At 53.9% G+C, this 20,878-nt stretch carries 17 protein-coding genes; 6 read left to right on the forward strand and 11 right to left on the reverse strand.

Translation table 11 applies throughout. The features are described 5' to 3' along the window. Positions 1 to 261 precede the first annotated feature (261 nt). Positions 262 to 972 (forward strand): CDP-alcohol phosphatidyltransferase family protein, encoded by a 711-nt coding sequence (locus FRY97_RS13595; RefSeq protein ID WP_147168094.1) that lies wholly within the window; start codon positions 262 to 264, stop codon positions 970 to 972. A gap of 59 nt (positions 973 to 1,031) precedes the next feature. Beyond that, positions 1,032 to 1,700 (forward strand): 16S rRNA (cytidine(1402)-2'-O)-methyltransferase, encoded by a 669-nt coding sequence (gene rsmI, locus FRY97_RS13600; RefSeq protein ID WP_147168095.1) that lies wholly within the window; start codon positions 1,032 to 1,034, stop codon positions 1,698 to 1,700. A 118-nt stretch (positions 1,701 to 1,818) separates the two neighbouring features. Here rsmI and FRY97_RS13605 read toward each other — a convergent pair whose 3' ends face one another. From FRY97_RS13605 to FRY97_RS13615, 3 genes are read right to left on the reverse strand one after another with little or no spacing between them, the layout of a single operon-like run. After that, positions 1,819 to 2,268, reverse strand: coding sequence for a hypothetical protein (locus FRY97_RS13605; RefSeq protein ID WP_147168096.1), 450 nt, complete (start codon positions 2,266 to 2,268; stop codon positions 1,819 to 1,821). A 26-nt stretch (positions 2,269 to 2,294) separates the two neighbouring features. After that, on the reverse strand, positions 2,295 to 3,707 hold the full coding sequence (locus tag FRY97_RS13610) for a SusD/RagB family nutrient-binding outer membrane lipoprotein (protein WP_147168097.1): 1,413 nt from the start codon (positions 3,705 to 3,707) through the stop codon (positions 2,295 to 2,297). Positions 3,708 to 3,730: 23 nt separating this feature from the next. Then, complete coding sequence (locus FRY97_RS13615) at positions 3,731 to 6,814, reverse strand: SusC/RagA family TonB-linked outer membrane protein (RefSeq protein ID WP_170254641.1); 3,084 nt, start codon at positions 6,812 to 6,814, stop codon at positions 3,731 to 3,733. A 495-nt stretch (positions 6,815 to 7,309) separates the two neighbouring features. Here FRY97_RS13615 and mtnA point away from each other — a divergent pair, with 495 nt between their 5' ends. Beyond that, complete coding sequence (gene mtnA / locus FRY97_RS13620; protein WP_147168099.1) at positions 7,310 to 8,416, forward strand: S-methyl-5-thioribose-1-phosphate isomerase; 1,107 nt, start codon at positions 7,310 to 7,312, stop codon at positions 8,414 to 8,416. Between the two features lie 3 nt (positions 8,417 to 8,419). Here mtnA and hisIE read toward each other — a convergent pair whose 3' ends face one another. The 7 genes from hisIE to FRY97_RS13655 all read right to left on the reverse strand — a co-directional run bounded on the left by hisIE (position 8,420) and on the right by FRY97_RS13655 (position 17,015). Continuing rightward, a complete protein-coding gene (hisIE, locus tag FRY97_RS13625; protein ID WP_147168100.1) occupies positions 8,420 to 9,022 on the reverse strand; it encodes a bifunctional phosphoribosyl-AMP cyclohydrolase/phosphoribosyl-ATP diphosphatase HisIE in 603 nt (200 codons plus the stop codon). A gap of 32 nt (positions 9,023 to 9,054) precedes the next feature. Next, positions 9,055 to 9,810, reverse strand: coding sequence for an imidazole glycerol phosphate synthase subunit HisF (hisF, locus tag FRY97_RS13630; protein ID WP_147168101.1), 756 nt, complete (start codon positions 9,808 to 9,810; stop codon positions 9,055 to 9,057). A gap of 1,121 nt (positions 9,811 to 10,931) precedes the next feature. Beyond that, the gene (locus FRY97_RS13635; RefSeq protein ID WP_170254642.1) at positions 10,932 to 12,347 is read right to left on the reverse strand and encodes a DUF2851 family protein; all 1,416 of its coding nucleotides are present in this window, start codon (positions 12,345 to 12,347) and stop codon (positions 10,932 to 10,934) included. 401 nt (positions 12,348 to 12,748) lie between these two features. Beyond that, positions 12,749 to 13,105 (reverse strand): hypothetical protein, encoded by a 357-nt coding sequence (locus FRY97_RS13640; RefSeq protein WP_147168103.1) that lies wholly within the window; start codon positions 13,103 to 13,105, stop codon positions 12,749 to 12,751. A 50-nt stretch (positions 13,106 to 13,155) separates the two neighbouring features. Further along, positions 13,156 to 13,557, reverse strand: coding sequence for a hypothetical protein (locus tag FRY97_RS13645; RefSeq protein WP_147168104.1), 402 nt, complete (start codon positions 13,555 to 13,557; stop codon positions 13,156 to 13,158). Positions 13,558 to 14,156: 599 nt separating this feature from the next. Next, positions 14,157 to 15,200 (reverse strand): response regulator, encoded by a 1,044-nt coding sequence (locus tag FRY97_RS13650; protein WP_147168105.1) that lies wholly within the window; start codon positions 15,198 to 15,200, stop codon positions 14,157 to 14,159. Between the two features lie 144 nt (positions 15,201 to 15,344). After that, positions 15,345 to 17,015, reverse strand: a complete 1,671-nt coding sequence (locus FRY97_RS13655) for a sensor histidine kinase (protein ID WP_147168106.1) — start codon at positions 17,013 to 17,015, stop codon at positions 15,345 to 15,347. A gap of 748 nt (positions 17,016 to 17,763) precedes the next feature. Here FRY97_RS13655 and FRY97_RS13660 point away from each other — a divergent pair. Next, on the forward strand, positions 17,764 to 18,570 hold the full coding sequence (locus tag FRY97_RS13660; RefSeq protein WP_147168107.1) for a universal stress protein: 807 nt from the start codon (positions 17,764 to 17,766) through the stop codon (positions 18,568 to 18,570). Positions 18,571 to 18,584: 14 nt separating this feature from the next. Here the strand turns inward: FRY97_RS13660 and FRY97_RS13665 are convergent, their stop codons facing one another. Continuing rightward, positions 18,585 to 19,523: a DUF3137 domain-containing protein gene (locus FRY97_RS13665; RefSeq protein ID WP_147168108.1), complete on the reverse strand. Its 939-nt coding sequence runs from the start codon at positions 19,521 to 19,523 to the stop codon at positions 18,585 to 18,587. Between the two features lie 157 nt (positions 19,524 to 19,680). Between FRY97_RS13665 and FRY97_RS13670 the strand changes: the two genes are divergently transcribed. Further along, positions 19,681 to 20,520: an outer membrane protein assembly factor BamD gene (locus FRY97_RS13670; RefSeq protein WP_147168109.1), complete on the forward strand. Its 840-nt coding sequence runs from the start codon at positions 19,681 to 19,683 to the stop codon at positions 20,518 to 20,520. Continuing rightward, on the forward strand, positions 20,480 to 20,824 hold the full coding sequence (locus FRY97_RS13675) for a DNA-directed RNA polymerase subunit omega (protein ID WP_147168110.1): 345 nt from the start codon (positions 20,480 to 20,482) through the stop codon (positions 20,822 to 20,824). The genes FRY97_RS13670 and FRY97_RS13675 overlap by 41 nt, the downstream gene beginning before the upstream one ends. The last annotated feature ends 54 nt before the right edge of the window (positions 20,825 to 20,878 follow it).

Consider the following 20,878-nt stretch of genomic DNA (forward strand, 5'->3'; position numbering starts at 1 on the left):
TTACGCTGAACCGTAGGCTTCATGCGCCTGGCCAGTGGCGTAGGGGAGATGAGCTGCTTTCAACCCTGCAGAGATCCCCTTCGCATCAAGACTAATAACCTGTTTGGGCCAAGGCTATTGTACCGGTGCAGGCTTATAAATGACAGACGCTGGCAAAATACGATATGGTTGGTTAGGAGGGCTGGCCTTATCGAATGTTGGAGCCTGGCACAGCCCTGAAATTTGGTTACCTTTGGCGCTAACTTCTAAAAAGAGCCCACTGTGAAAAAGCATATTCCAAACCTCATCACGCTGGCCAACCTTTTTCTAGGCTGTTGTGCAGTAGTCAGTATACTGGCCGGGCAGTATATGGCTGGCTTTTGGTTTATTCTTGGGGCGGTTTTGGCCGACTACGCGGATGGCCTCGTGGCCCGTCTGCTTGGTGTGTATTCTGACTTGGGCAAGGAGCTGGACTCCATCGCAGATATGGTCTCCTTCGGAGTGGCCCCCGGTGCGATTTATTATATGCTGCTGCTGTCTGCTAGCGGGCAAGAAGGGGCAGAGGGGCTGCAGTGGGCTGCAGCGCCGGGCTTCCTGGTGTCAGCTTTTTCTGGCTACCGTCTCGCGAAGTTCAACCTTGACGACCGGCAGACAGATGGCTTTATTGGTTTGCCGACGCCTTCGAGCACTATGTTCGCAGCTGGCCTGATGCTCATTTATACACTAGACAGCTACGGCATCGGGCATGGGGTCGTTGCTTCCCCCTATCCCCTCTATGCCATAATCGTACTGCAATCTTACCTGCTCATTGCGGAAGTCCCGATGTTCGCCCTCAAGTTCAAATCATTGAGGTGGGCAGGCAACGAGGTGAAGTTCATTTTTGCGGGCATCGCCGCCCTTTTGCTGATCATCATCCGGGAGGCAGCATTTTCTGCTGTGGTTGCCCTTTACGTCATTTTTTCTGTAGCCCGTCAGCTTGTCCACCGCAGTTAGCCCCAGGGGTTTTCGCCCGGCACCGGTGGCATTTCTTCAACCTTTTCAAACGCCTCCCTATGCTCTACCTTGTCCCTACCCCTATCGGCAATTTGGAAGATATTACCCTGAGGGCACTGCGCCTCCTGAAAGAAGTAGATGTCATTTTAGCAGAAGATACGCGGACTTCAAAGAAGCTGCTGTCGCATTATGCCATAGAGACCCCACTGCGGGCTTACCACGCGCACAACGAGCATGCCATTACAGAAGGGCTTGTAGCACAGATGCAGAGCGGTGTTCAAATGGCGCTGATCACGGATGCCGGCATGCCCGGTATTTCGGACCCCGGGTTCTTATTGTCCAGGGCGTGCGTAGAAGCTGGAGTACGGGTAGAGTGCCTGCCAGGCGCGACAGCTTTTGTGCCGGCATTGGTTTCATCGGGCATCCCTTGCGATAAATTTCACTTTGAAGGCTTTTTGCCACACAAAAAAGGCCGGCAGACCCGTCTGCAGTACCTGTCTACATTGCCTGTGACCTTCGTGCTTTATGAATCTCCGTACCGTTTAGTCAAGTGCCTGGAGCAGCTCACGGAGCACTGCGGGCCGGAGCGCCTGGCCTGTGTGGCCAGGGAGCTGACCAAGCTGCACGAAGACGTGCGCACGGACACCCTTACAGCGCTTACAGCCCATTACAGCGCGCAGGCAAAGGTGAAAGGCGAAATTGTGGTGGTCGTAGCGGGCACCGCCTAGGCAAGCCCTTGGCCGCATAAAAAAGGCAGCCCGGCTACCTCATTTCGAGGAGCCGGGCTGCCTGCGTTATAAGCACTGTAGAGCCAGATGGCCTGCCCTGTCGGGCCACCATAGGGCTTTATTCAGCAATAGCTACACTGACCGAAGAAGAACGGGTCAATGTATTCTCATTGATGATCTCCACCTCTAAGGTGATGCTGGCCACTTCTGCCGGCAGGTCCGGCGGTATGGCATAGTTCATCAACAGCTTATCGGTCTGACTATCTTCTGCGAAGTTGGGCTCATAGTTGAAAGAGCCGGCCTCTGTGCGTTCTTCATTGATGACAGCAGTCAGGACAATTTCCCGTATCGGGTCGTCCGACCAATAGCGCAGGTCGAGCTCTACGGTCTCTCCTGCTTTGAAGCTATCCCCATTGGAGACGGCAAGAGAGGCGATAACGGGATAGCTGCCCAGCCCGGGCGCTGTATTCTCATCTACCCAATCAGGGGTTTCGTAACAGCTGCTGAAGCTCAGTGCCATAGCGGCCAGTATCAGCAGCATTGGAAGGGCTTGCTTTATTTTGAACATAAGAATAATCATTTGATCGTTAAGAATTATTGGTCGCGCCACATCGGTTGGCCGAAAGGCTTGCTTACCTTTTCCACTTCAGCCCCATTGCGGTTCAGCTCATCTAGTGGATAGAGCGCCCGCTGTGCAGGCCCGCCCCACATAACGGGGTCTGGTGTAATAAAGCCTTTGTACACTTCTGTACTGTAGTTGTGGCGGCGCATGTCTACCCAAGCTTCCGGGTTGAGGAAAAGGGCGATGTACTTCTGCCGCATGACCTCCTCGAGGGAGAGGCTGCCCGCGCCTACTGCTACTGAAGGAGCGCCGAGATAAGCGGTTATATCCGCAGCGCCTACACCTCGCTTGCCCATATCGGCTTCAATGCCAGCCAGGTAAGCCGTGTAGGCTGCATCGGGCTGATTGAGTGCCAGGTAGGCCTCAGCTTCGATGAATTTCATCTCGGCGTAAGTCACCATTTCCATTGGAGCGAGCTCACGGCTGTGCCAGGTATCTACCCGGAAGTTAACGGTGTTGCTTGGTGCTTCTGTATTGAAAGACTCGATGCCGATGTAGGCTGTCGCGCCCTCGTCTAGAGTAGCCAGGATGTTCAGGCGGGGGTCGACGTCTGGGTAAATGCTGCCATTGAGCTGATTGACAAAATATGCGCCTTGTGCAAAGCTGAAGTTGCCGGTATTATTGGCCAGTGCCACGTTCGTATGCCAAGGGTTGCGGATTACACTGTTGTAGATGAACTGAAAATCCTCTTCCGGGCTGGCAAAAGACCGGGCAGCAGCATCGATGGCATCCTGAGCATAGCTGCCACCTTTATTGACAAGGTGTATGGCCAGGCGGGCCTGAATGCCATAGGCGGCCTTTGCCCATAGGCTGAGGTCGCCACCATAGATGAGGTCATCGCCACCGGGCGAGAAGATGGACTCCTCCGCACCTAGCAGGGGTATGGCTTCGTCCAATAGCTGGCTGGCCGTGGTGTAGAGTGACTCTTGGCTGTCAAAAACGGGGGTCAGGTTCTCTGAGCCCTTGAACGCCTCTGTCCATGGCACATCTTCCCATTGGTCGGAAAGCAGGAGCAGGCCATAAGCTTGGATGGTCTTGGCAACGCCTTCATAATGAGGGGAGCCCGACTCCTGTGCTTGTTCTGCCATGATCCGTGCATTTTCCAGTACGCGGAGGTAGAGGGTGCTCCAAGCCCCGCCAATCCGGAGGGTGCCTTCGTCAATATAACCAAAGTAGGAGCTGATGTGCTGAGTGACCCTACCGGTAGAAGTCGTAATGCTGTAGTGGCTGTTGGCCAATGCCAGCTGTGTAGATGGCAGCAGGGAGGCAAGGTCTACCTCGGTCACCCGGTTGGGGTCATCGTTGATGTTGAGGTAGTCTTCACACCCGGAGCTCAGCATGCCGAGTAGCGCCAGGGGGAGTATATATCGAATGAATTTTCGCATGATAATTCCAATTTTTAGGTCGGTTAAAACGTCAGGTTGAGAGCGGCAATGTAGCTTCGTACGCCAGGAGACTGCAAGCCAGTGTAGCCATAGATGCTGCTGCCGGAGCCGAAGTAGTTGGTCTCTGGGTCAAACCCGCGGAAAGGGGTGTTGATCAAGAGGTTGTTGCCGGTCAGGGAAATGCGTGCGCCAGAGATGAAGTTGCCTTCGCCCAACAGGGCTTTCGGCAAGCTGTAGCCAATGCTCACCCGGCGCAGGCGGAACCATGAGCCGTCTTCCAGGGTTACGTCGGCCGAGCCATTGTAGCGCCCGTAGCTGCGGTACAGGCTTTCGCCGTTGATTTCTACAGGGGTAGTATTGGGCTCGCCGCTTTCGGTCACACCTTGGAATACCACCTGCTCGTACCGCCGCTCGGTCATGTCGAGCAGGCCATTGCGGATGCTGTTGCGGATGCCCATATCGACTAGGTCGCCCCCTTGGCGCCATTCCAATAGGAAAGAAAAGCTCAGCCCTTTCCAGCGGAAAGTGTTGGTCATGCCTGCGGTGAAGTCGGGCAGTGCGTTGCCCACGAGGTAGGTCGTATCTGTGCGGATGAAAGGGAAGCCATCGCTGCCGATGATCAGCTCGCCATCTTCATTGCGCTCATGCTTGAAGCCATAAAGGTCGCCTACTTTACCGCCAGGTACGTAGCGGTAGGCAATACCGGTCGCTCCACCGCTGAAGAGCTCAATTTGCTCAATGCCTTCGCGAATACTGATGACTTCGCCCTCTATGCTCGAGTAGTTGAGGGAAACGTCCCAGCTGAAGTCGCGGGTGCGAACAGGCGTTACATTGGCCAGGATTTCGATGCCAGTGTTCTGTATCTCGCCAGCGTTGGTCACGAAGCGGGAGAAGCCAGTGGTATTGGTCACCGGCACCTGTATGATCTGGTCCTTGCTGTTTTGCTGGAACCAGGCGATATCGAGCCCAAGGCGGTTGTTGAAAAAGCGCAGGTCTGCACCAAACTCTAGAGATGTAGTGGTCTCTGGCCTGAGGTTGGCGTCGCCTACGATGCTCCGCTGACGGAACCCGTTAACCTCATTGCCGGTCACCGGCGATGTGAATGGGAATGAAGGGTCTGCCTCAAAAAGGGAGCCGATCAGGTAGGGGTCGGTATCCTTGGCCACCTGAGCATAGCTCGCCCGCAGCTTGGCAAAACTGATGAAGGAGGGCAGGTCGGTCAAATCGGAAACCACCGCTGAGAGGCTGACAGAAGGGTAGAAAAACGAGCGGTTGGCTACCGGCAGGGTAGAAGACCAGTCATTGCGGCCGGTGATGTCCAGGTAAAGGGCATCGAAAGCGCTCAGTTTTATGAGCCCGAGCACTCCAAATATCCGGCGCTGAGACTTGGCGTTGTCTACAAAGAAACGCTCGGTATTGCTCAGGTGGAAAAAGCCGGGGATGGTAAAGTCCTCGCCCCGCACATTGGTGATCTCCAGCTGACGGTCGTTGAGGTCGTGCCCAACGGATACTTCCAGGTTGAAGTCGTTGGAAAGGTCCTTGCGGAAAGTCGCAAGAAGAGTAGAGTTGACCTGACGGGAGGTAATGTCTTCTTCAATGATGAAGCCGCCAGTCTGTGAAGACAGGTCGAGCCCCGCCGGCACTGTACGGATACGGGCATCCTTGTAAAAGTCAACGCCCACCCGGTAAGTCAGGGTAAACCATGGAGCAGGGTTGTAGTCGAAGGAGATATTGCCCAGCGTACGGTCTACATCGTCTACCAGAGAGCTGAATTCAGCCAGGTAGCGGGGGTTGTCGATGATGCCATCAGAGAAGTCTTTCATAGAGCCGTCCGGGTTGATGTAGTCGTTTACATCAAAAGAAAGCGGGTGGTAGCTCAGAGAGGACATGATCGACTTGTCGCCCGAGTGGGGCTTGTTGCCGCCCGAGTTGGTGTAGTTGACCGAGCCCGAAACCGTAAGGTTGTCAGTGACATCAAAGCTGCCCGCAAGGCGCGCAGTCAGGCGGTCCCAATCTGCAAAGGGGGTAACCCCCTGATGCCGGAAGTAAGAGAACGAGCTGGCATAAGTGGCACGGTCGGTCCCGCCGGAGATGCTAAGTGCGTGGTCTTGTCGGTAGCCGGTTTCGAAGAAATCGCCAAAAAGATCAAAGACGGGGGTCTGCCCGGGGTAAACCTTAGGGCCAAAGCCTTGGAAGCGCAAAGGGGAGCCATCGCTGTTGAAGCGGAGGCGGCCGAAGCGGCCTTCGCGGTAAGACTCCTGGTAGCCTGGCGTTTTGACGACCTCCTCCATGCCGAAGGAGGTGTTCAGCGAGACCTGCGCGCGGCCGCTCTGCCCTTTTTTGGTAGTAATCAGGACGACGCCGTTCGCTGCCCGAATGCCATAGAGCGCTGTTGCGGATGGCCCTTTCAAGATAGAAATGGAAGCGATGTCTGCAGGGTTGATATCTGCCGCCCGGTTGGTAAAGCTCGCCTGCTCAGCGCTGTTGACGGCGTTCGAACCGGCACTTGGCAATTGGTTGCCAGCGATCGTGCTGTTGTCTACCGGGATGCCGTCTACAACAAATAACGGCTGATTGTTGCCGCCGAAGGAGGTGATGCCACGGATGACGATGTTGGCTCCTGCGCCCGGCGCCCCGCTGGAGTTGTTGATCAGTACGCCGGCCACTTTGCCTTGCAGAGAGTTGACGACATTCTGCTCGCGGGTCTCCATGATCTCATCGCTGCTGAGCTCCTGCACAGCGTAGCCCAGGGCTTTTTTCTCGCGCGAAATGCCAAGAGCGGTTACTACCACTTCTTCCAGCTGCTGCCCCTGGCTGAGGGCAACATCCACTACAGTCCGGTTGCCAACAGCTTCTTCCAAAGTGGTGTAGCCTACATAGGAGAAGACCAGCACGCTTCCTTCAGGTACATTGAGGCTGTACGTGCCGTCAATATCTGTGACCGTGCCGGATGAGGCATCTTTGACCAAAACACTTGCACCGATGAGGGGGTCGCCGGTCTCGGCAGCAGTGACGGTGCCCGTCACGGTAATGCTTTGGGCTTGAACCTGCCCGGCACTGCACAGCACAAATAGCCATGCCAGCAGTAGTAAAGGGGAGTTCTTCATAATTTTAAACATTTTGAGTGTAATTAAATAGAAAGAGCTGCGAGGCCTGTTTGGCGGCCTTGAGCACAGTTTTACAATTGTACGTAGCAATGATGATATAGGAAGTAGGGCGCAACGCTGTGTGCAGGCTGCCCAATATTGCCCACCTCGCCGAAGAGCGCTGTGAGGGCCGGGCGCTTGGCAGTGCTGTACAGGCCCGTTGCGGCAAGTAACAGTGGAGGAACAAGCGCAGCGGTTAAGGCCTGCTTTTTTCTGAAAATACGGATTTGGCAATGGGGCAGGCAGGCTTTCTATATTGCCGGCTCTGCTTATGCCTTGGTGGCAAAATACAAATAAATTGATAACATGGGCTTAACCTAGGCGGAATTCCCGCCGCGCCAAAATTGCGAATATTATTTAATCATCAATTTTGCCCACGAAACCCGGGCGCCTGTGAAATACCCTTTACCTTTGGCCAGCCCAACCCCTCTACTAACTTTATAGCTCTTGTATACTATGCAGATCAACGGACAACCTTACCGTACTATATGGGAAGACCCTGCGCAGCCTGGCGGTGTTTTTATCATCGATCAGCGGCAGCTGCCACATGAATTTAAAACAGAGCGCCTTGAAAAACTGGAAGACTTTGAGGCTGCGATCAGCGAAATGCATGTCCGTGGGGCGCCCCTCATTGGTGCTGCTGCTGCTTACGGGCTTTATGTGGCCTTGCTTCAGGTACCGGTTGGGCATTCCTGGCCCGATTGGGCGGCCACTGCTGGGGAGCGCCTGAAAAAGACCCGGCCTACCGCAGTCAATTTAGCCTATGCTATTGACCGGGCGTTAAGCGCACTTTCTGCATCGGCTTCCATAGAACAAGCACAGGAGGTGGCTCATCGCATCGCAGTAGCGGTAACAGAGGAGAGCGTAAGCCACTGTAAAGCCATTGGCGATTTTGGCCTGCCGCTGATTGAGGCCCTCAGTGCTGAGAAGAAGGGGGCTCCGGTACAGATATTGACTCATTGCAATGCTGGATGGATGGCCTGTATCGACTACGGTACGGCAACGGCGCCCATCTATGCTGCCCATGATGCAGGCATCCCGGTACACGTGTGGGTAGACGAGACCCGCCCCCGCAATCAGGGGGCCAGGATTACCGCTTTCGAGCTGGCAGAACATGGCGTCCCCCACACGGTCATTACGGATAATGCGGGCGGCCACCTTATGCAGCACCGCAGGGTGGACATGGTCATTGTAGGCAGCGACCGGACGTCCCGGACGGGCGATGTAGCTAATAAAATAGGGACCTACCTCAAAGCCCTCGCTGCGCACGATAACGGGGTGCCGTTTTATGTGGCCCTGCCTTCTTCCACTTTCGATTTTACGATTACAGACGGCATAGGGCAAATCCCAATTGAGGAGCGCAGCGGCGATGAGGTGCGTTATATACAAGGCCTGCACCAAGGCGAGGTCAAAAGCGTACTGCTTACGCCACCCCAAAGCCCAGCGGTTAACTTTGCATTTGACGTGACCCCTGCCCGCCTCGTCACTGCCCTTATTACAGAGCGGGGCATTTGTGAGGCTTCCGAGGAGGGGGTTCTACAGCTTTTCCCCGAATACCGATAGCCTTTACCGATGGCGCTCCTCCAAAATGCGGAGTACATCTTCCAGCGCATACCCTTTAGCCGTGAGCAGTACAAGATAGTGGTACATAAGGTCCGCTGCTTCATTGAGGAAGAGCTGTTCGTTGTCGTCTTTGGCTTCTATGACCAGCTCTACGGCTTCTTCGCCTACCTTTTGGGCTACTTTGTTGATGCCTCTCGCCAAGAGCCGAGCAGTATAAGACTGCTCGGGGTCCCCGTTTTTACGAGATTGGATGGTATGCTGCAGGTGGCCGATAAAGCCTGCCTGCCGGTTTTGTTCCCCCCAGCAGGTATCAGTGCCAGTATGGCAGACCGGCCCGTCCGGCCTTGCACGGACAAGTAGGGTGTCCTTGTCGCAGTCGGCTTTGATATCTACGAGCTGAAGCGTATGGCCAGAAGTTTCCCCCTTAGTCCACAGTCTTTCTTTGCTGCGGCTGTAGAAAGTGACCAGCCCGCTTTCAAGGGTTTTGGAAAGAGCGGCGTCGTTCATATAGCCGAGCATGAGCACTTGCCCGGTAGCCGCATCTTGTATGATCGCAGGGGCCAGCCCATCCCCCTTGCTGAAGTCTATATTGAGTTTATGCTGCATAGCGGTTTTTTAGTTTTTTTGGACAATCAGGCTTACAGCCTCATAGTGACCCCTTTGCCTTGCAGATAGTGCTTGAGCTCACTGATGCTGATTTCGCGGAAGTGGAATATGCTTGCTGCTAGCCCGGCATCTGCCTTGCCTTTAGTGAAAACTTCGTGAAAATGGGACATCTCGCCCGCCCCGCCTGAGGCAATGACGGGTATAGAAACGGTATCAGATACCGCTGCGGTGATTTCATTGGCAAAACCGTTTTTGGTCCCGTCATGATCCATCGAAGTGAAGAGGATCTCGCCGGCGCCCCGGTTTTCGGCTTCTTTTACCCAGTCGAGCAGCCGGATATCCGTCTTTAGCCGGCCGCCATTGAGGTGGACGAGCCACTCTCCCCCTACTTGCCTGGCATCCACCGCGACGACCACAAACTGGCTGCCGAACCCTTTGGCAAGGTCTTCGATCAGTTGGGGGGTGCGCACAGCAGCTGAGTTGACGGAAATCTTGTCTGCTCCTGCATTGAGCAGCACCTCTACATCCTGCATGGAGCGTATGCCTCCCCCAATGGTAAAAGGGATGCTCAGATGGGCTGCGATATCCTTGGCGAGGGCAGCCAGGGTCTTCCGCTTTTCGTGGGTGGCGGTAATGTCGAGGAAAACGAGCTCATCTGCTCCTTGTTCACTGTAAAGCGCCCCCAGCTCTACCGGATCGCCCGCATCGCGGAGGTTGACAAAGTTGACCCCCTTAACGGTGCGCCCGTCTTTTATATCGAGGCAGGGGATGATACGTTTTGCTAGCATTGCAATGTGTATTCTGATGTAGGCAACTGCCTGTTTTCGCCTAGAACAACTTTGAGGGGCGCAAAGAGTTGCCCTGCACTCCCCCTTTTCGAACATATAGTCCGATAACTTAGGATCCAAAACCTTGAGTTATCAGGCTATAAACAGGCCGATCGGCCAGCATAGGCCTGCAAAGGTAAGCAAAGCACAGTTTTGGGCGCAGAAGTAGCGGCGAATTAACCCCACCGCCAGATAAGAGGCATGTGCAAATCTAGCTACTTTTTTGGGGGCTCCCTCTGCCTATCGGCATGAGGGCGCTATGCTGCGGGGCTCGCTCCTCGCTCGGCCCTATCGGGCTTGCCACCCCTTCGCAGCGCTAGCCCGGCCCCATCATGAATCAGAGAAGGCCCAGACACTTGCGATATTTTGGTTTAGGCCCAAGGGGGCCGCCCTCCTGCTTGCAGCCAAGGCATTTTGCAGGACTGTGTTGGGCTTTCTGAACTTAGGATTAGGGTGTAGCCAACGCTACAGCCCGTCGTGTACCGGTAGCCTACGCGTCCCGACGAGCACAGCGCAGAGCTTAGGGGCACCTAGCTGGCAAGTTCGGGCTTCATTCCACTCCGCTTTGCGTTTGTTTGGAGTATTTCTTTATGAAAATCAAGGGCTATAGCTGATTGCTGTGCCAGTATGGACAGCAGGGCCTTAGCAAAGACGCTACATTTGAGTTTAGCGGGCTAAATGAAAATTTATAGTCCGCCAACCCAAGATTTGTGATTTTTGACTTACCCTTTTTCCACCTTGCTGCGCCTGCTTGCGCACCGCAGGCAAGTTGAAAAGCCTCGCCGACTTTATCGTGGGGGCCCTTTTCCCTACGCTTTGTGTAGGTACCGCCTGCGTTTTTTGCCCTGCGAGCTAAAAAATGGCTTCGCCATTATTTCTCACACCACGCAATAGACGTGGAGCGAAGTCCTGAGTTGTTGGGCTATAGCAATAACCCCAGGTTTATAAAGCATTGCTTTTCAATAGCAACGAACTCCGAACACGCTCTAAATGCCCAAGGGTTTGAGGCATTGCCCACTAGCCCCTGCCATTTTGGTGTAAAGGCGCTACCAGCCATCCAGAATCAGTTACACTGCACAAGCCTAGGCAGGCCTGCCCTCAGCCATAAGGCAGCCCATAGCGCTTTCGTTCTGCTCTTCAGGCGCAAAGGGCACACTGAGCAGCCGCCAGTCAAAGGCCCAGGCCTCGCCCAAGAAACCTGCGGCCTCGGCTTCTTCTGCTTTGTCTGCCTGTTTGAGCAGGGCATGCCCTATTGCACATTCGAGGCACCGGCTTTTATTGCAGTATTGCTGCTTGAGGTGGAGCAGCCCTTGGGAATGGAAAGCACTGCAAGGGCTCAGCCCTGTAGCGGACCACCGGCTGATGATGTTGTTCGCTTCCGGTTCAAGCTCCTCCATCAGGCGCAGCGCAAGCGTCGATGCTTTTTCTCCCCCCTGCCGTTGCCCGTAGAGGAACAGCAAAGGTGCAATGGCATTGATGATGATCAGGCGTATGGCTTGTTCGCCCAATCTGCGCGGCGGGCGTACCGCTTTTTTGCCAAAGGTATAGTGGGACCGCCAATAATTGGACAGCTTTACCTCAAAGAGGTTGGCGAGTTCCGGGAGGCTGCGGGCTGCTGCGATTTTGCTGAACAGGCCAGTTTGCCGGAATACCAGCGTAGCCAGTTGTGCAATGCGGAAAGCCGGGAAATTAGCAGGGCGAAGGCGTAGGTACTTCCAGGTTGTGGGCGGGAGGGGCTGCAGCCCATGCTTCCGCTGCAAAAACCTGTACTCCTGTTGTAACCTTTGGGGATATTCCTCCTCGAAATCCCCGTCTAGGAGGCCAGACTGCCCGAATAGCAGGGCTTCCACTTGGAATAAGCTGTTCCTGTATTTCCGGATTAAAGACAGGGGCGTCCTTTCTGCCAGCATCTGCATCGGTTCTGCATTGACTTTGCCCCCGAGCGACCGGGACAAGAACTGAAAGCAGACCTCCTCCCAGTCCCATTCTTGTAGTTGCAGGGCTTCAGCCATTTGATCAGCTTTAGTTTGCAGGCGCTCAGTTGCCATCCGGTCTAGCCAAAGCGAGCGGGTAAGCTCATCGGCTTCGCTCAGCCGCTCGGCACAGGGCACCCAGCTTTCGGTATGTATCAGCCGTTCATAGTGTACAGCCAGCCTACGGCTGATGCGGTTTTTCATTTCAAGGCAAGGGATAGGGCTGCCCCCTGCTCTGTGGACCGGCAGGTCATCTTCGTAGACGACATGCAAAATGACGTTGTCGTAGGCGGGGTCGTGCTGATGGCCGTGCTTCTGCCAATCGGAGCTGCGGAGGTGCATTTCCACCTGCCCTGCCCAAACGGTATCTCCTATCTTGATACGGGCTAGCAAGAAATCGGGGCCCGCATCGTTGTTGAGGTGGCCAGGGTGCAGGATCTCTATGGGCTCCCCCTTTGTGGTAGCTAGGTTTTCGGAGGAGAACCGCCGGGTGCGCCATGCATAATGGAGCAGTTGCTCTTTCATGAGGTAGTGGGTTTTAGGTGATGAAAAAGCGGGACACATTTTCTCCTTGCCAAGAGCCGTGAGCACTCCGAGCATGCTAAGAGCTGCTTTGGACAGGGAGTTGAGCGTAATAAGGCGGGAAATAAATCTCTAGGAAGGGCTCCAAGAGGTTTGACGTGCAAGAACTTCAAAAATAAGCAGAAATAATGATGGAGTCAAGAGGGCAGGGCTATTTTGGCTCACGGTTGGATGCATTGTTGATGGCTTGGCCATTTTGCAGCTGGGCCGCCAGATGGCCAAGCTTGCGTTGTTATTGCCCTGGCGTGCCCGCAATTAGCCGCTTGAATGTGCGCTAAGCCTTTGGCTGTTGTGCTTTTGCAGAGGGAGGGCGCTAATGGTTGCTTTCAACTTTTGCGCAGCATTTAGATGTCCCAGAAAGAGCGAGGACGGCGCATGACCACACAGGTATCGCGGATGGTATTCCAAAAATAGGCTAGGGCTGTGGCTGCGGCACCTAGGCCGAGCCATGCCCATCCCAGCCAGGGGGAGAGGGCTGTGCCCAGCGCAAGCAGCCCGAAGAGGTAAAGGTAAGGCTGACGCCCTTGGTAGTGGCAACCGACAACCAGCTGAAATGCACTGCCGGCCTGCCAAAGTGCGAGCAGGCCTAGCGCGAGCAGGCCCCAAGGCCATAGCAGTCCTGTAAGCGCGATGATGCTGAACCCTGCTACAATAGCAGATTGCCCGATAAGGTCTATTTTCATCCTGTTTTCGCTGATCATTTCACGTCGTTTTTAGAGGTGTGTGCGAAGCTTTGTTTTTTGGGCGAATGCTAAACAAAAGCAGAGGCCAGATGAACAGCTCCCCGCTCCTTGTAGTCTTGCACCGATCGGTAGCTGTACCAGCATGCACCGGTCAATGGCGGCAGGCAGGCGAGCAAAGGCAATGCTGTCTCATAAGAAGGGCCGGCCAGGGGGAATGCCTGGAAGGCTGCCGGAAGGAGCAGGCAGTAGCCAACCGCAGCAGCCATGTATGTCAAGTGCGGTTGGCTCGACCAGGCCACACCTTTGATCAGCGCGCTTGACAACTGCCAAAAGGCCAGAGGGATAGCGGTTAGGAGCCCATAAATGAAAAAAGCTTCCTGCATCAGTATGCTGGCCAGTACGCTGAATAGGATAGATGCTGTCAGTACGCATTGCCCAAGGGCATCGAGGAAGAGCAGGTGCTTTTTCATAAGCGGCGTTTTTTGTAACAGCAAGCTCGGTATAAATTTTGATACTTTCAATAAATAATGAAAGTTTAACATTTGGCTGGCTTTCCCATCAGTGTGCTGTTTTGGTGCGCCCCCTCTGTGCCGGCAGGGGTAAGCCCCAATGTAGCTTAGGATGGCTCCGGCCTAGCGCTGCGAAGGGGTTTAAGAGCTGTTCGGATTTTACCCTTCGGGCTGCTCTTGCCAACTTTTGTCCTGCTCTTCGTTGTTTTTCGGTCACGTAGCTAGGCTATGTTCCCTCAAAACGCCTCGATCAGGGCAAAATTTGGCTGCGTTCGCTCCAAAAGCAAAATCTGAACAGCTCTAAGCCCGATAGGGCCGAGCGAGGAGCGAGCCCCGTAGCATAGCGGCACCTGCCCTTGTGGCAGGGGCAGGCCCCTATCCTTGCGGAGGGGGCAGGCCTAAAGAAAGGGAAGTCTAGTTGGCGCCTGCGTCTGTTATGAGGTATGCGGCATAAGGAAACTTACAGTGCGCTGACGCGTTCTGGACAGCTACACTGCACAACGCGCCTGAACAGAGCGGCAGCCCAGCAGCGAAAGGTACGGCCTTCGAGGGGCAATGTGCTAAGCGTGCATATTCTTCAGCCCCTCGGCATCGATAATGCGGATTGCCCCATCCACGACCTCAATGTAGCCATCTTCCTTGAATTCGGTCAGCATACGGATGACGCTCTCTTTAGCCGTGCCGACGATGCGGGCCAGATCGTCCCGCAGTATGCTGATGCTGCCATCCTCTTGTTTTTCGCTCAGCAGGAGCACTGCATCGGCCACCCTTCTGCGCACAGAGTTATAGGCAAGGTTGAGGAGCTGATCCTCCTTTTCGGAAACGTTGCTGGCGAGCATTTTAATGAGCTGTGAAGCCACATCGCGGTTGGCGTGCAGGAGCTTTTCAAAGTCTTCCCGTGGGATAAGGCTGACCTCGGTATCTTCCATAGCTGCTGCCGATTCGGTGTACTTGTCGTCACGGATGAGATCTAGGTACCCGATGAAGTCACCATCTTTGCAGACGTCGATGATGTACTCTTTTCCGTCCTCGTTGGTCTTGAAGACCTTGACTTTGCCAGTTTTGACGAAATAGAGGTAGCGGGGGTAGTCGTCCTCTTCGAAAATGATATCCCGCCGGCGGTAGTGTTTGGTTTTGCGTTCATCGGAGAGCTTGCGCAATTCCTCATACCCTTTTGCCTCATTGATGAAAGCGGAGAGCCCTTGTGCCGTATTGTCGAATTTTTTTCTGAGGTTGTCGCTCTTTTTGAGCCTTGTTTCCACTACATCGAGGAGCTCGTCTTTGTAAAAAGGCTTGGTCACGTAGTCGTCTGCGCCGAGGTTCATGCCCCTTCTAAAGTCGCTTTTTTCAGTTTTGGCTGTCAGGAACACAAAGGGGATGCTGGAGGTCAGGCTTTTTTTGCTCAGGATGTTGAGCACTCCAAAGCCGTCGAGGTGTGGCATCATCACATCGCAAAGGATGAGGTCCGGCGGGTTGGTCAGTGCTTTTTCCACGCCTATTTTACCATCTTCAGCAGTTTCTACTTCATATCCGGAAAGTTCCAGGATTTCTTCCAGGTTTTCCCTTACTTCTTCATTGTCTTCTATGACCAGGATTTTTTTCATCGTGCAATTTTAAGGAGGTTGTGTTTAAAAGGGCTTTGCCCTAAGACGGTTACACAATGTGCTTTTGCAGATCGCAATTGTACGGCTGGGCGGTGTTGGAGCCCTGTGCAGGACCGCTTCAAATATACGACTTCAGAGCAGATTTTACAGAGCAGGGCTTGTAGGCAGGGAAAGGGGCAGCACAACTTTAAAGGTAGCCCCTTTATGTAGTTCGCTTTTGAAGCTGATGGCCCCGCCCATGAGCTCAACGTACCCTTTTACAATATTCAGCCCCAGGCCAGTGCCCTGTATGTTTTCAACGTTGTGCGCCCTGAAGAACCGTGTAAAGAGGTGCTGCTGTTCTTCTTTGGGTATGCCTATGCCATAATCCTGAATGGTAATGGCCAACTGCTGCCCTTGTGCTTTCACCCGGCAATCAATAGGTTGTCCGGGCTCTGAGTACTTGATGGCGTTGGACAGGAGGTTGTAAAAAATATTTTGGAGCATACGGCGGTCGAGCAGGAGAGGGGGCGCTTCTTCTATGCCGGAAGCCCTGATTTCCTGTCCGGGCTTTTTCAGCCCCTGCACCCCGTCGGCCACTTCGCTCCATACTTCGCAAAGCTGGAAAGCAGAAGGGTTGAGGCTGAGCTTACCCTCTTCAAGCCGGCTGAGGGACAGAAAATCATTGAGGATGCTGGTGAGGTTGGCCACAGCATTTTTGATCCGGGCAGTATGTTTGGCCCTTCGAGGCTGCTGCTCAGTTTGGGTATAGGCCTCAATGAGGTCGGCAGAAGAGAGGATGGTGCTCAGCGGGGTGCGGAACTCATGGGAAGCCATAGAAACGAAGCGGGATTTGAGCTCATTGAGCTCTTTTTCTTTTTCCAGGGCGATTTTCAGCTGTTGCTCATTAGAGCGCAGCGCTTGCTCTGCTGCCTGCCTTTCGGAAATTTCGTGGTTGAGCTGTTTGTTGATGCTGAGCAGCTGATTGACCACTTCTGCGAGTTCTTCTGTGCGGGCTTCCACCCGCTTTTCCAGGTCGCCGTTCAGGCGGGTAATCCGCTCTTCGGCAGCTCGTTGTGCGCTGATGTCAACACCTGAGCTAAGGGTGCCGGCCACCTGCCCTTTATCGTCGTAGAGTATGGTATTGTGCCAGGCGATGAGATGGTGCTTGCCGGAGCGCGACTGCAGGTAGTTTTCGTAATATTCGATATTGCGCCCTTGCATAAGGGCTTTAAAAACGGTAGCCACTTCTGCCCGGTATTCAGCAGGTATGGCCACGGAAGTCCATTCTTGGCCGAGGGCTTCTGTTTCCTGCATCTCGAGCAGCTCGCAGCCCCTTGCGTTCAGCATTTCAACCCGGCCTTCGGGGCCGAGCACTACGATGACGGTATTGGCGATGTCCAGATAAAGCTGTGCCCGTTCCTTCTGCTGCCGGAGCGCTTCTTCGGCGGCTTTTTGGCGCGACAGGTCGTGTACAATGCCAGTGAAAAGCCGGCGCCCGGGCAGTTTCACTTCGCTTATGCTCAGCCGTATAGGGAAAGCGGTGCCATCCTTGCGCAGGGCGCTGACCTCCCGGCCGATGCCGATGATACGGGCCTGCCCGGTCTGCATATACCGTTGGATGTAGCTGTCGTGCTGCTTGCTGTGCGCGGCGGGCATGAGCATGTTGATGCTCCGCCCCAGCATTTCCTCAGGCTTATAGCCAAATAGGCGGGCCGCTGCCGGATTGACCATTTCCATCCGGCCCTGTTCGTCTATGGTAATGATGCCATCTGTTGCAGATGCGAATATGGCTTCCAGCTGCAGAGCTGCTTCGGCCGCTGTATTGACGTTCAATGGAGTAAGGTTAGTGACAGAAAACCAAGGCAATAACTGCGAAGTTAAGGGGCGGCAGGTGCACGCAGGGATGACAAAAGTCACCTGCCGGGTTAAAATGATCTAGTGGGTTTGTATGTGAGATCCTTTATAGAACGAAGGATAAGATCAAAACATCGGGCGCAAACCAGATTGCCGCTTTTGGGCCTGCCCCTGCCGCAAGGGCAGGTGCCGCTATGCTGCGGGGCTCGCTGCCCGCTCGGCCCCTCGCCTTACAGGCGTCGGGTCTGGCCTTCAGCCACCCCTGCGCAGCGCTAGGCCAATGCCAGGCTAGTGCCTTAAGCCATAAATCTCTGATACTTAAGTTGAAGTTATTTTCCGGCTAATCAAGGCGAAGGTTCGCGACTTTAGCCCGAGCTAAAGGAGCGGTTCTTTAACGAAGAGTAGGCGGAAAAGAACGAAACTTGGGGTGGCAAGGATTTATGGCTTGAGGCACTAGAGCCCGGAATTCATGAGCGCCTGCGGCAATTTGGTTTCCGCTCAAAACATCTTTAGTGCTTTGGATGTAAGCGACAAATCTAGTACATTGCAATGTCAGTATAAGACATTAAAACCTCGGTAGGGGCTATCGAATACACCTGTGGAGCGGCAATAAGGCCTCTCACTTCTTCGGAAGCAGTAGGCAATTTGCTTTGAAGCACGAAGCCAAACCATCTTGAGTTGTTTGGCAGTTCACTTTACCTCAACAGAAACTAACTGATAAGAAGCGATGATGAAGATACTGGCACCAACCGATTTTTCCGCTTGCGCGGCTGATGCATTGGACTATGCGCTGCAGCTGGCCGCTGCTTTTGGCGAGGCAGAAGTGACCCTGCTGCACACCTATGAGGTACAGAGCAATGCCGGTATGTTTGTCTCGGTCAGGGATTTCATGCGCCGGGATGCAGAAGAGCAGCTGAAAGAGCTCATCAATAAGCACCGCCCTGCAGTAAAGCCCGGGGTGAGTTTGCACGCCCGCGTCATCAATGGCGATACCGTGCCTATGATTACCGAGTTGGCCCGTGCCGAGGGCTTCAGCCTCATAGTGATGGGGACTAAGGGGGCTTCCGGGCTCCGCGAGGTATTTATCGGCAGTACAGCCAATGCGGTCCTTACCCGTTCTGCTGTGCCTGTGCTGGCAGTGCCAGAAGGTTATCACTTCGCCCCTATCCGGCAGATTGCTTTTGCAGTGGATGGAGAGGGCATCGGCCGGGCGGAAGTGACCCTCCCGCTCCGGCAGATCGCCAGAGCGTTCGAAGCTCCGGTCTTGGTTTACCATCAGGCCGAGTCCCGGCAGGACGATGGCATAGACCCCTCTGTAGACATCTTCCTTGATGGGGTGCCTCATTCCTTCCATTATGAGCTGGACGAGGGGCCTGTCCTGGACAGCATCAATGCTTTTGTTGTAGATACCGGGGCGGAGCTTTTAGCGATGCTCCGCCGCAAGCGCGGGTTTTTGGAGACCGTATTCCATACGAGCGCAACAACCAAAGAGGTGTTCCAAAGCACCGTACCGCTTTTGGTGTTGCAGGAGTAGTGGCAAGCAGCCCGTCAGTGGGTCTGATCAAAGTCTTCGGCTATTCGGAGGAGCATGTGGATGTCCTCAAAAAACTCACGGATGAGCTCAAAGCTGAGGTTGGAGCGCCAGAGGTTGGGCTCGAGGAGGTCTTTGTCCTCTGTGACCGCGGCATAAATCTGCCGGTCGATAAAAGACATATAGATTTCCTTGCCCGTAGCCTTCCGGTAATCGATGATGGCCTGCTGCATAGGCTCGGAGAGTATGCCAATAACGTGGGTGCTGTGGGTAGCGTAGGTCATGTACGCTGCCCTGAACTCATCGTTCGTGATTTCGTGGTCCACGTTCTCGCCCTCTTCCCAGTTGAATTCTCTGATGGCCCGGAAGTGCCGGTGCCTGCGGCTGCGGGGCCAAATGATAATCCGCCCCCGTGCATTTTCAGGGAAGGTGGCCTGCATGAACACCCCCCTGAATACGTCTTGCAGCCCGCTCCCTGCCTTAGACTCGTCCTGTACGGTGAGCTCGCACATCTCAAAGTCCATATTCCCGACTTTTCCTGATATATGGTCTTCCCCTTGGTAAATGGTGGGCGCTTCGCAGTCAAATATCTTACTGTTTAAGAAAGCATGCTGCGGGATGAAGCGCTCCGGCCGGTAAACAAGGGGGTGGTCATTATCGTAGTTCATCCCATCGTCTATGAAATCTAGGATGAGGTTGATGATATTGGGTTTAAAGGTGAGCCGGAACTGCCGTACCCGCCGGAAGAGGAAAAACAGGTACATGCCGATGGGCAGGGATAGGGATAGGGTAAGAGCGGGGATGTTGATGTAGAGCTCATAGAGCAGCAGCCCGGCCAATAAGAGAAAGGAGACAAAGATCAGGCGCAACAGGCGCACCCTCAAGCGCTCCATCCGCATCAGCTCCGGATGAATCGTGTGGTTGTAGTATTTCCTGAACTCCTCAATGCGCTTCATAGGCTTTCTTCAGGCAGCTGTTTGTGGTAAAAATAGGCTTTTATAAGATGAAAGCGCGCTGCGCTGCCAACCTTAGCCTACAAAACCCCCTCTTTAGCCTGGGCACAGGCTATAAAAGTTTGAACTATTCTTTGAAAAGCAGTAATTTTGCACCCTTATGAAGAAAATACTATTCCTGGCAACGGTTGGTTTAAGCTTGATGCTGTCTTCCTGCAAAAGCGAGTTTGAGAAAATCCGGACCGGCGGGGACGTAGACCGCATCTACGAAAAGGCTTTTGCCTACTACGAGGCTGAAGACTATCAGAAGGCACAGGCGCTTTTTGAAATCATCATCAGCAGCTACCGGGGCAAGAAGGAGGCAGAAGAAATTTATTTCAAGTATGCCTATACCTATTACAAGCTGGAACAGTATATCCTTGCTGCCTATTACTTCAAGAACTTCGCCACGACTTATGGTACAAGCGACCTACGGCAGGAGGCGGAGTTTATGTCGGCTTATTCGAACTATCAGCTGTCCCCTTCGTTCCGTTTAGATCAGCAATATACGGATCAGGCGATAGAGGGCTTTCAGTTGTTTGTCAATACCTACCCCAATAGCGAACGGGTGGAACAGTGCAACAAGCTCATTGATGCTATGCGCGCCAAGCTTGAGCTGAAAGCCTTTGAGGCTGCTAAGCTGTATTTCAACCTGAGAGAGTATCAGGCGGCTATACAGACTTTTGAAAATGTGCTTAAAGATTTTCCGGACACGCAAAATGCGGAGGAAATCGAATATATGGCTATCCGCTCCGCTTATCTGTTGGCCAACAACAGCTTTGTAGAAAAGCAGAAAGAGCGTTTTGAGGATGCCGTAGAGCGGGCAGAAGAGTTTCTGTCCCGGTACACTGATAGCCGTTTTGGAGATGAAGTGGCTAAGATGTACGAAGATTCTAAAGAACAATTAAAAGCGTTGGATAATGTCAGATATCAAGACGAAAGTGCAAGGGTTAGATCCTAATGTGAAAGCGCGTGACGTGCACGGGCTGGCAAGAGACACTCAGAATGTGTACGAAGCATTGGCGATCATCACCAAGCGCTCCAAGCAATTGGCGGTTGAGCTCAAGCATGAGCTGCACCAAAAGCTGGAAGAGTTTGCGGTAACATCCGATGCCATTGAGGAGATCAGCGAGAACAAAGAGCAGATCGAAATCTCGAAGTTCTACGAGCGCCTGCCCAACCCGGTGGTCATCGCTTCTGAAGAGTACGTCAATGGCGAGCTGTACCACCGTTATAACAACAAAACGGAGGAGGAAGAGCTCTAAGCCTTGCTCCGCTTTGGATTGGATTTTCTGAGTAAGCCCCGAAGAGCAACAGCC

The sequence above is a fragment of the Phaeodactylibacter luteus genome, from assembly GCF_007993045.1.
Taxonomy (GTDB): domain Bacteria; phylum Bacteroidota; class Bacteroidia; order Chitinophagales; family Saprospiraceae; genus Phaeodactylibacter; species Phaeodactylibacter luteus.

What these genes read in the sequence shown, in the direction of transcription:
- mtnA (WP_147168099.1), top strand. Translation starts at nt 7,310, where the DNA reads ATGCAGATCAACGGACAACCTTACCGTACTATATGGGAAGACCCTGCG.
- FRY97_RS13650 (WP_147168105.1), bottom strand. Translation starts at nt 15,200, where the DNA reads ATGAAAAAAATCCTGGTCATAGAAGACAATGAAGAAGTAAGGGAAAAC.
- FRY97_RS13670 (WP_147168109.1), top strand. Translation starts at nt 19,681, where the DNA reads ATGAAGAAAATACTATTCCTGGCAACGGTTGGTTTAAGCTTGATGCTG.
- FRY97_RS13640 (WP_147168103.1), bottom strand. Translation starts at nt 13,105, where the DNA reads ATGATCAGCGAAAACAGGATGAAAATAGACCTTATCGGGCAATCTGCT.
- FRY97_RS13635 (WP_170254642.1), bottom strand. Translation starts at nt 12,347, where the DNA reads ATGAAAGAGCAACTGCTCCATTATGCATGGCGCACCCGGCGGTTCTCC.
- hisF (WP_147168101.1), bottom strand. Translation starts at nt 9,810, where the DNA reads ATGCTAGCAAAACGTATCATCCCCTGCCTCGATATAAAAGACGGGCGC.
- FRY97_RS13665 (WP_147168108.1), bottom strand. Translation starts at nt 19,523, where the DNA reads ATGAAGCGCATTGAGGAGTTCAGGAAATACTACAACCACACGATTCAT.
- hisIE (WP_147168100.1), bottom strand. Translation starts at nt 9,022, where the DNA reads ATGCAGCATAAACTCAATATAGACTTCAGCAAGGGGGATGGGCTGGCC.
- FRY97_RS13610 (WP_147168097.1), bottom strand. Translation starts at nt 3,707, where the DNA reads ATGCGAAAATTCATTCGATATATACTCCCCCTGGCGCTACTCGGCATG.
- FRY97_RS13645 (WP_147168104.1), bottom strand. Translation starts at nt 13,557, where the DNA reads ATGAAAAAGCACCTGCTCTTCCTCGATGCCCTTGGGCAATGCGTACTG.
- FRY97_RS13615 (WP_170254641.1), bottom strand. Translation starts at nt 6,814, where the DNA reads ATGAAGAACTCCCCTTTACTACTGCTGGCATGGCTATTTGTGCTGTGC.
- rsmI (WP_147168095.1), top strand. Translation starts at nt 1,032, where the DNA reads ATGCTCTACCTTGTCCCTACCCCTATCGGCAATTTGGAAGATATTACC.
- FRY97_RS13675 (WP_147168110.1), top strand. Translation starts at nt 20,480, where the DNA reads ATGTCAGATATCAAGACGAAAGTGCAAGGGTTAGATCCTAATGTGAAA.
- FRY97_RS13660 (WP_147168107.1), top strand. Translation starts at nt 17,764, where the DNA reads ATGATGAAGATACTGGCACCAACCGATTTTTCCGCTTGCGCGGCTGAT.
- FRY97_RS13605 (WP_147168096.1), bottom strand. Translation starts at nt 2,268, where the DNA reads ATGTTCAAAATAAAGCAAGCCCTTCCAATGCTGCTGATACTGGCCGCT.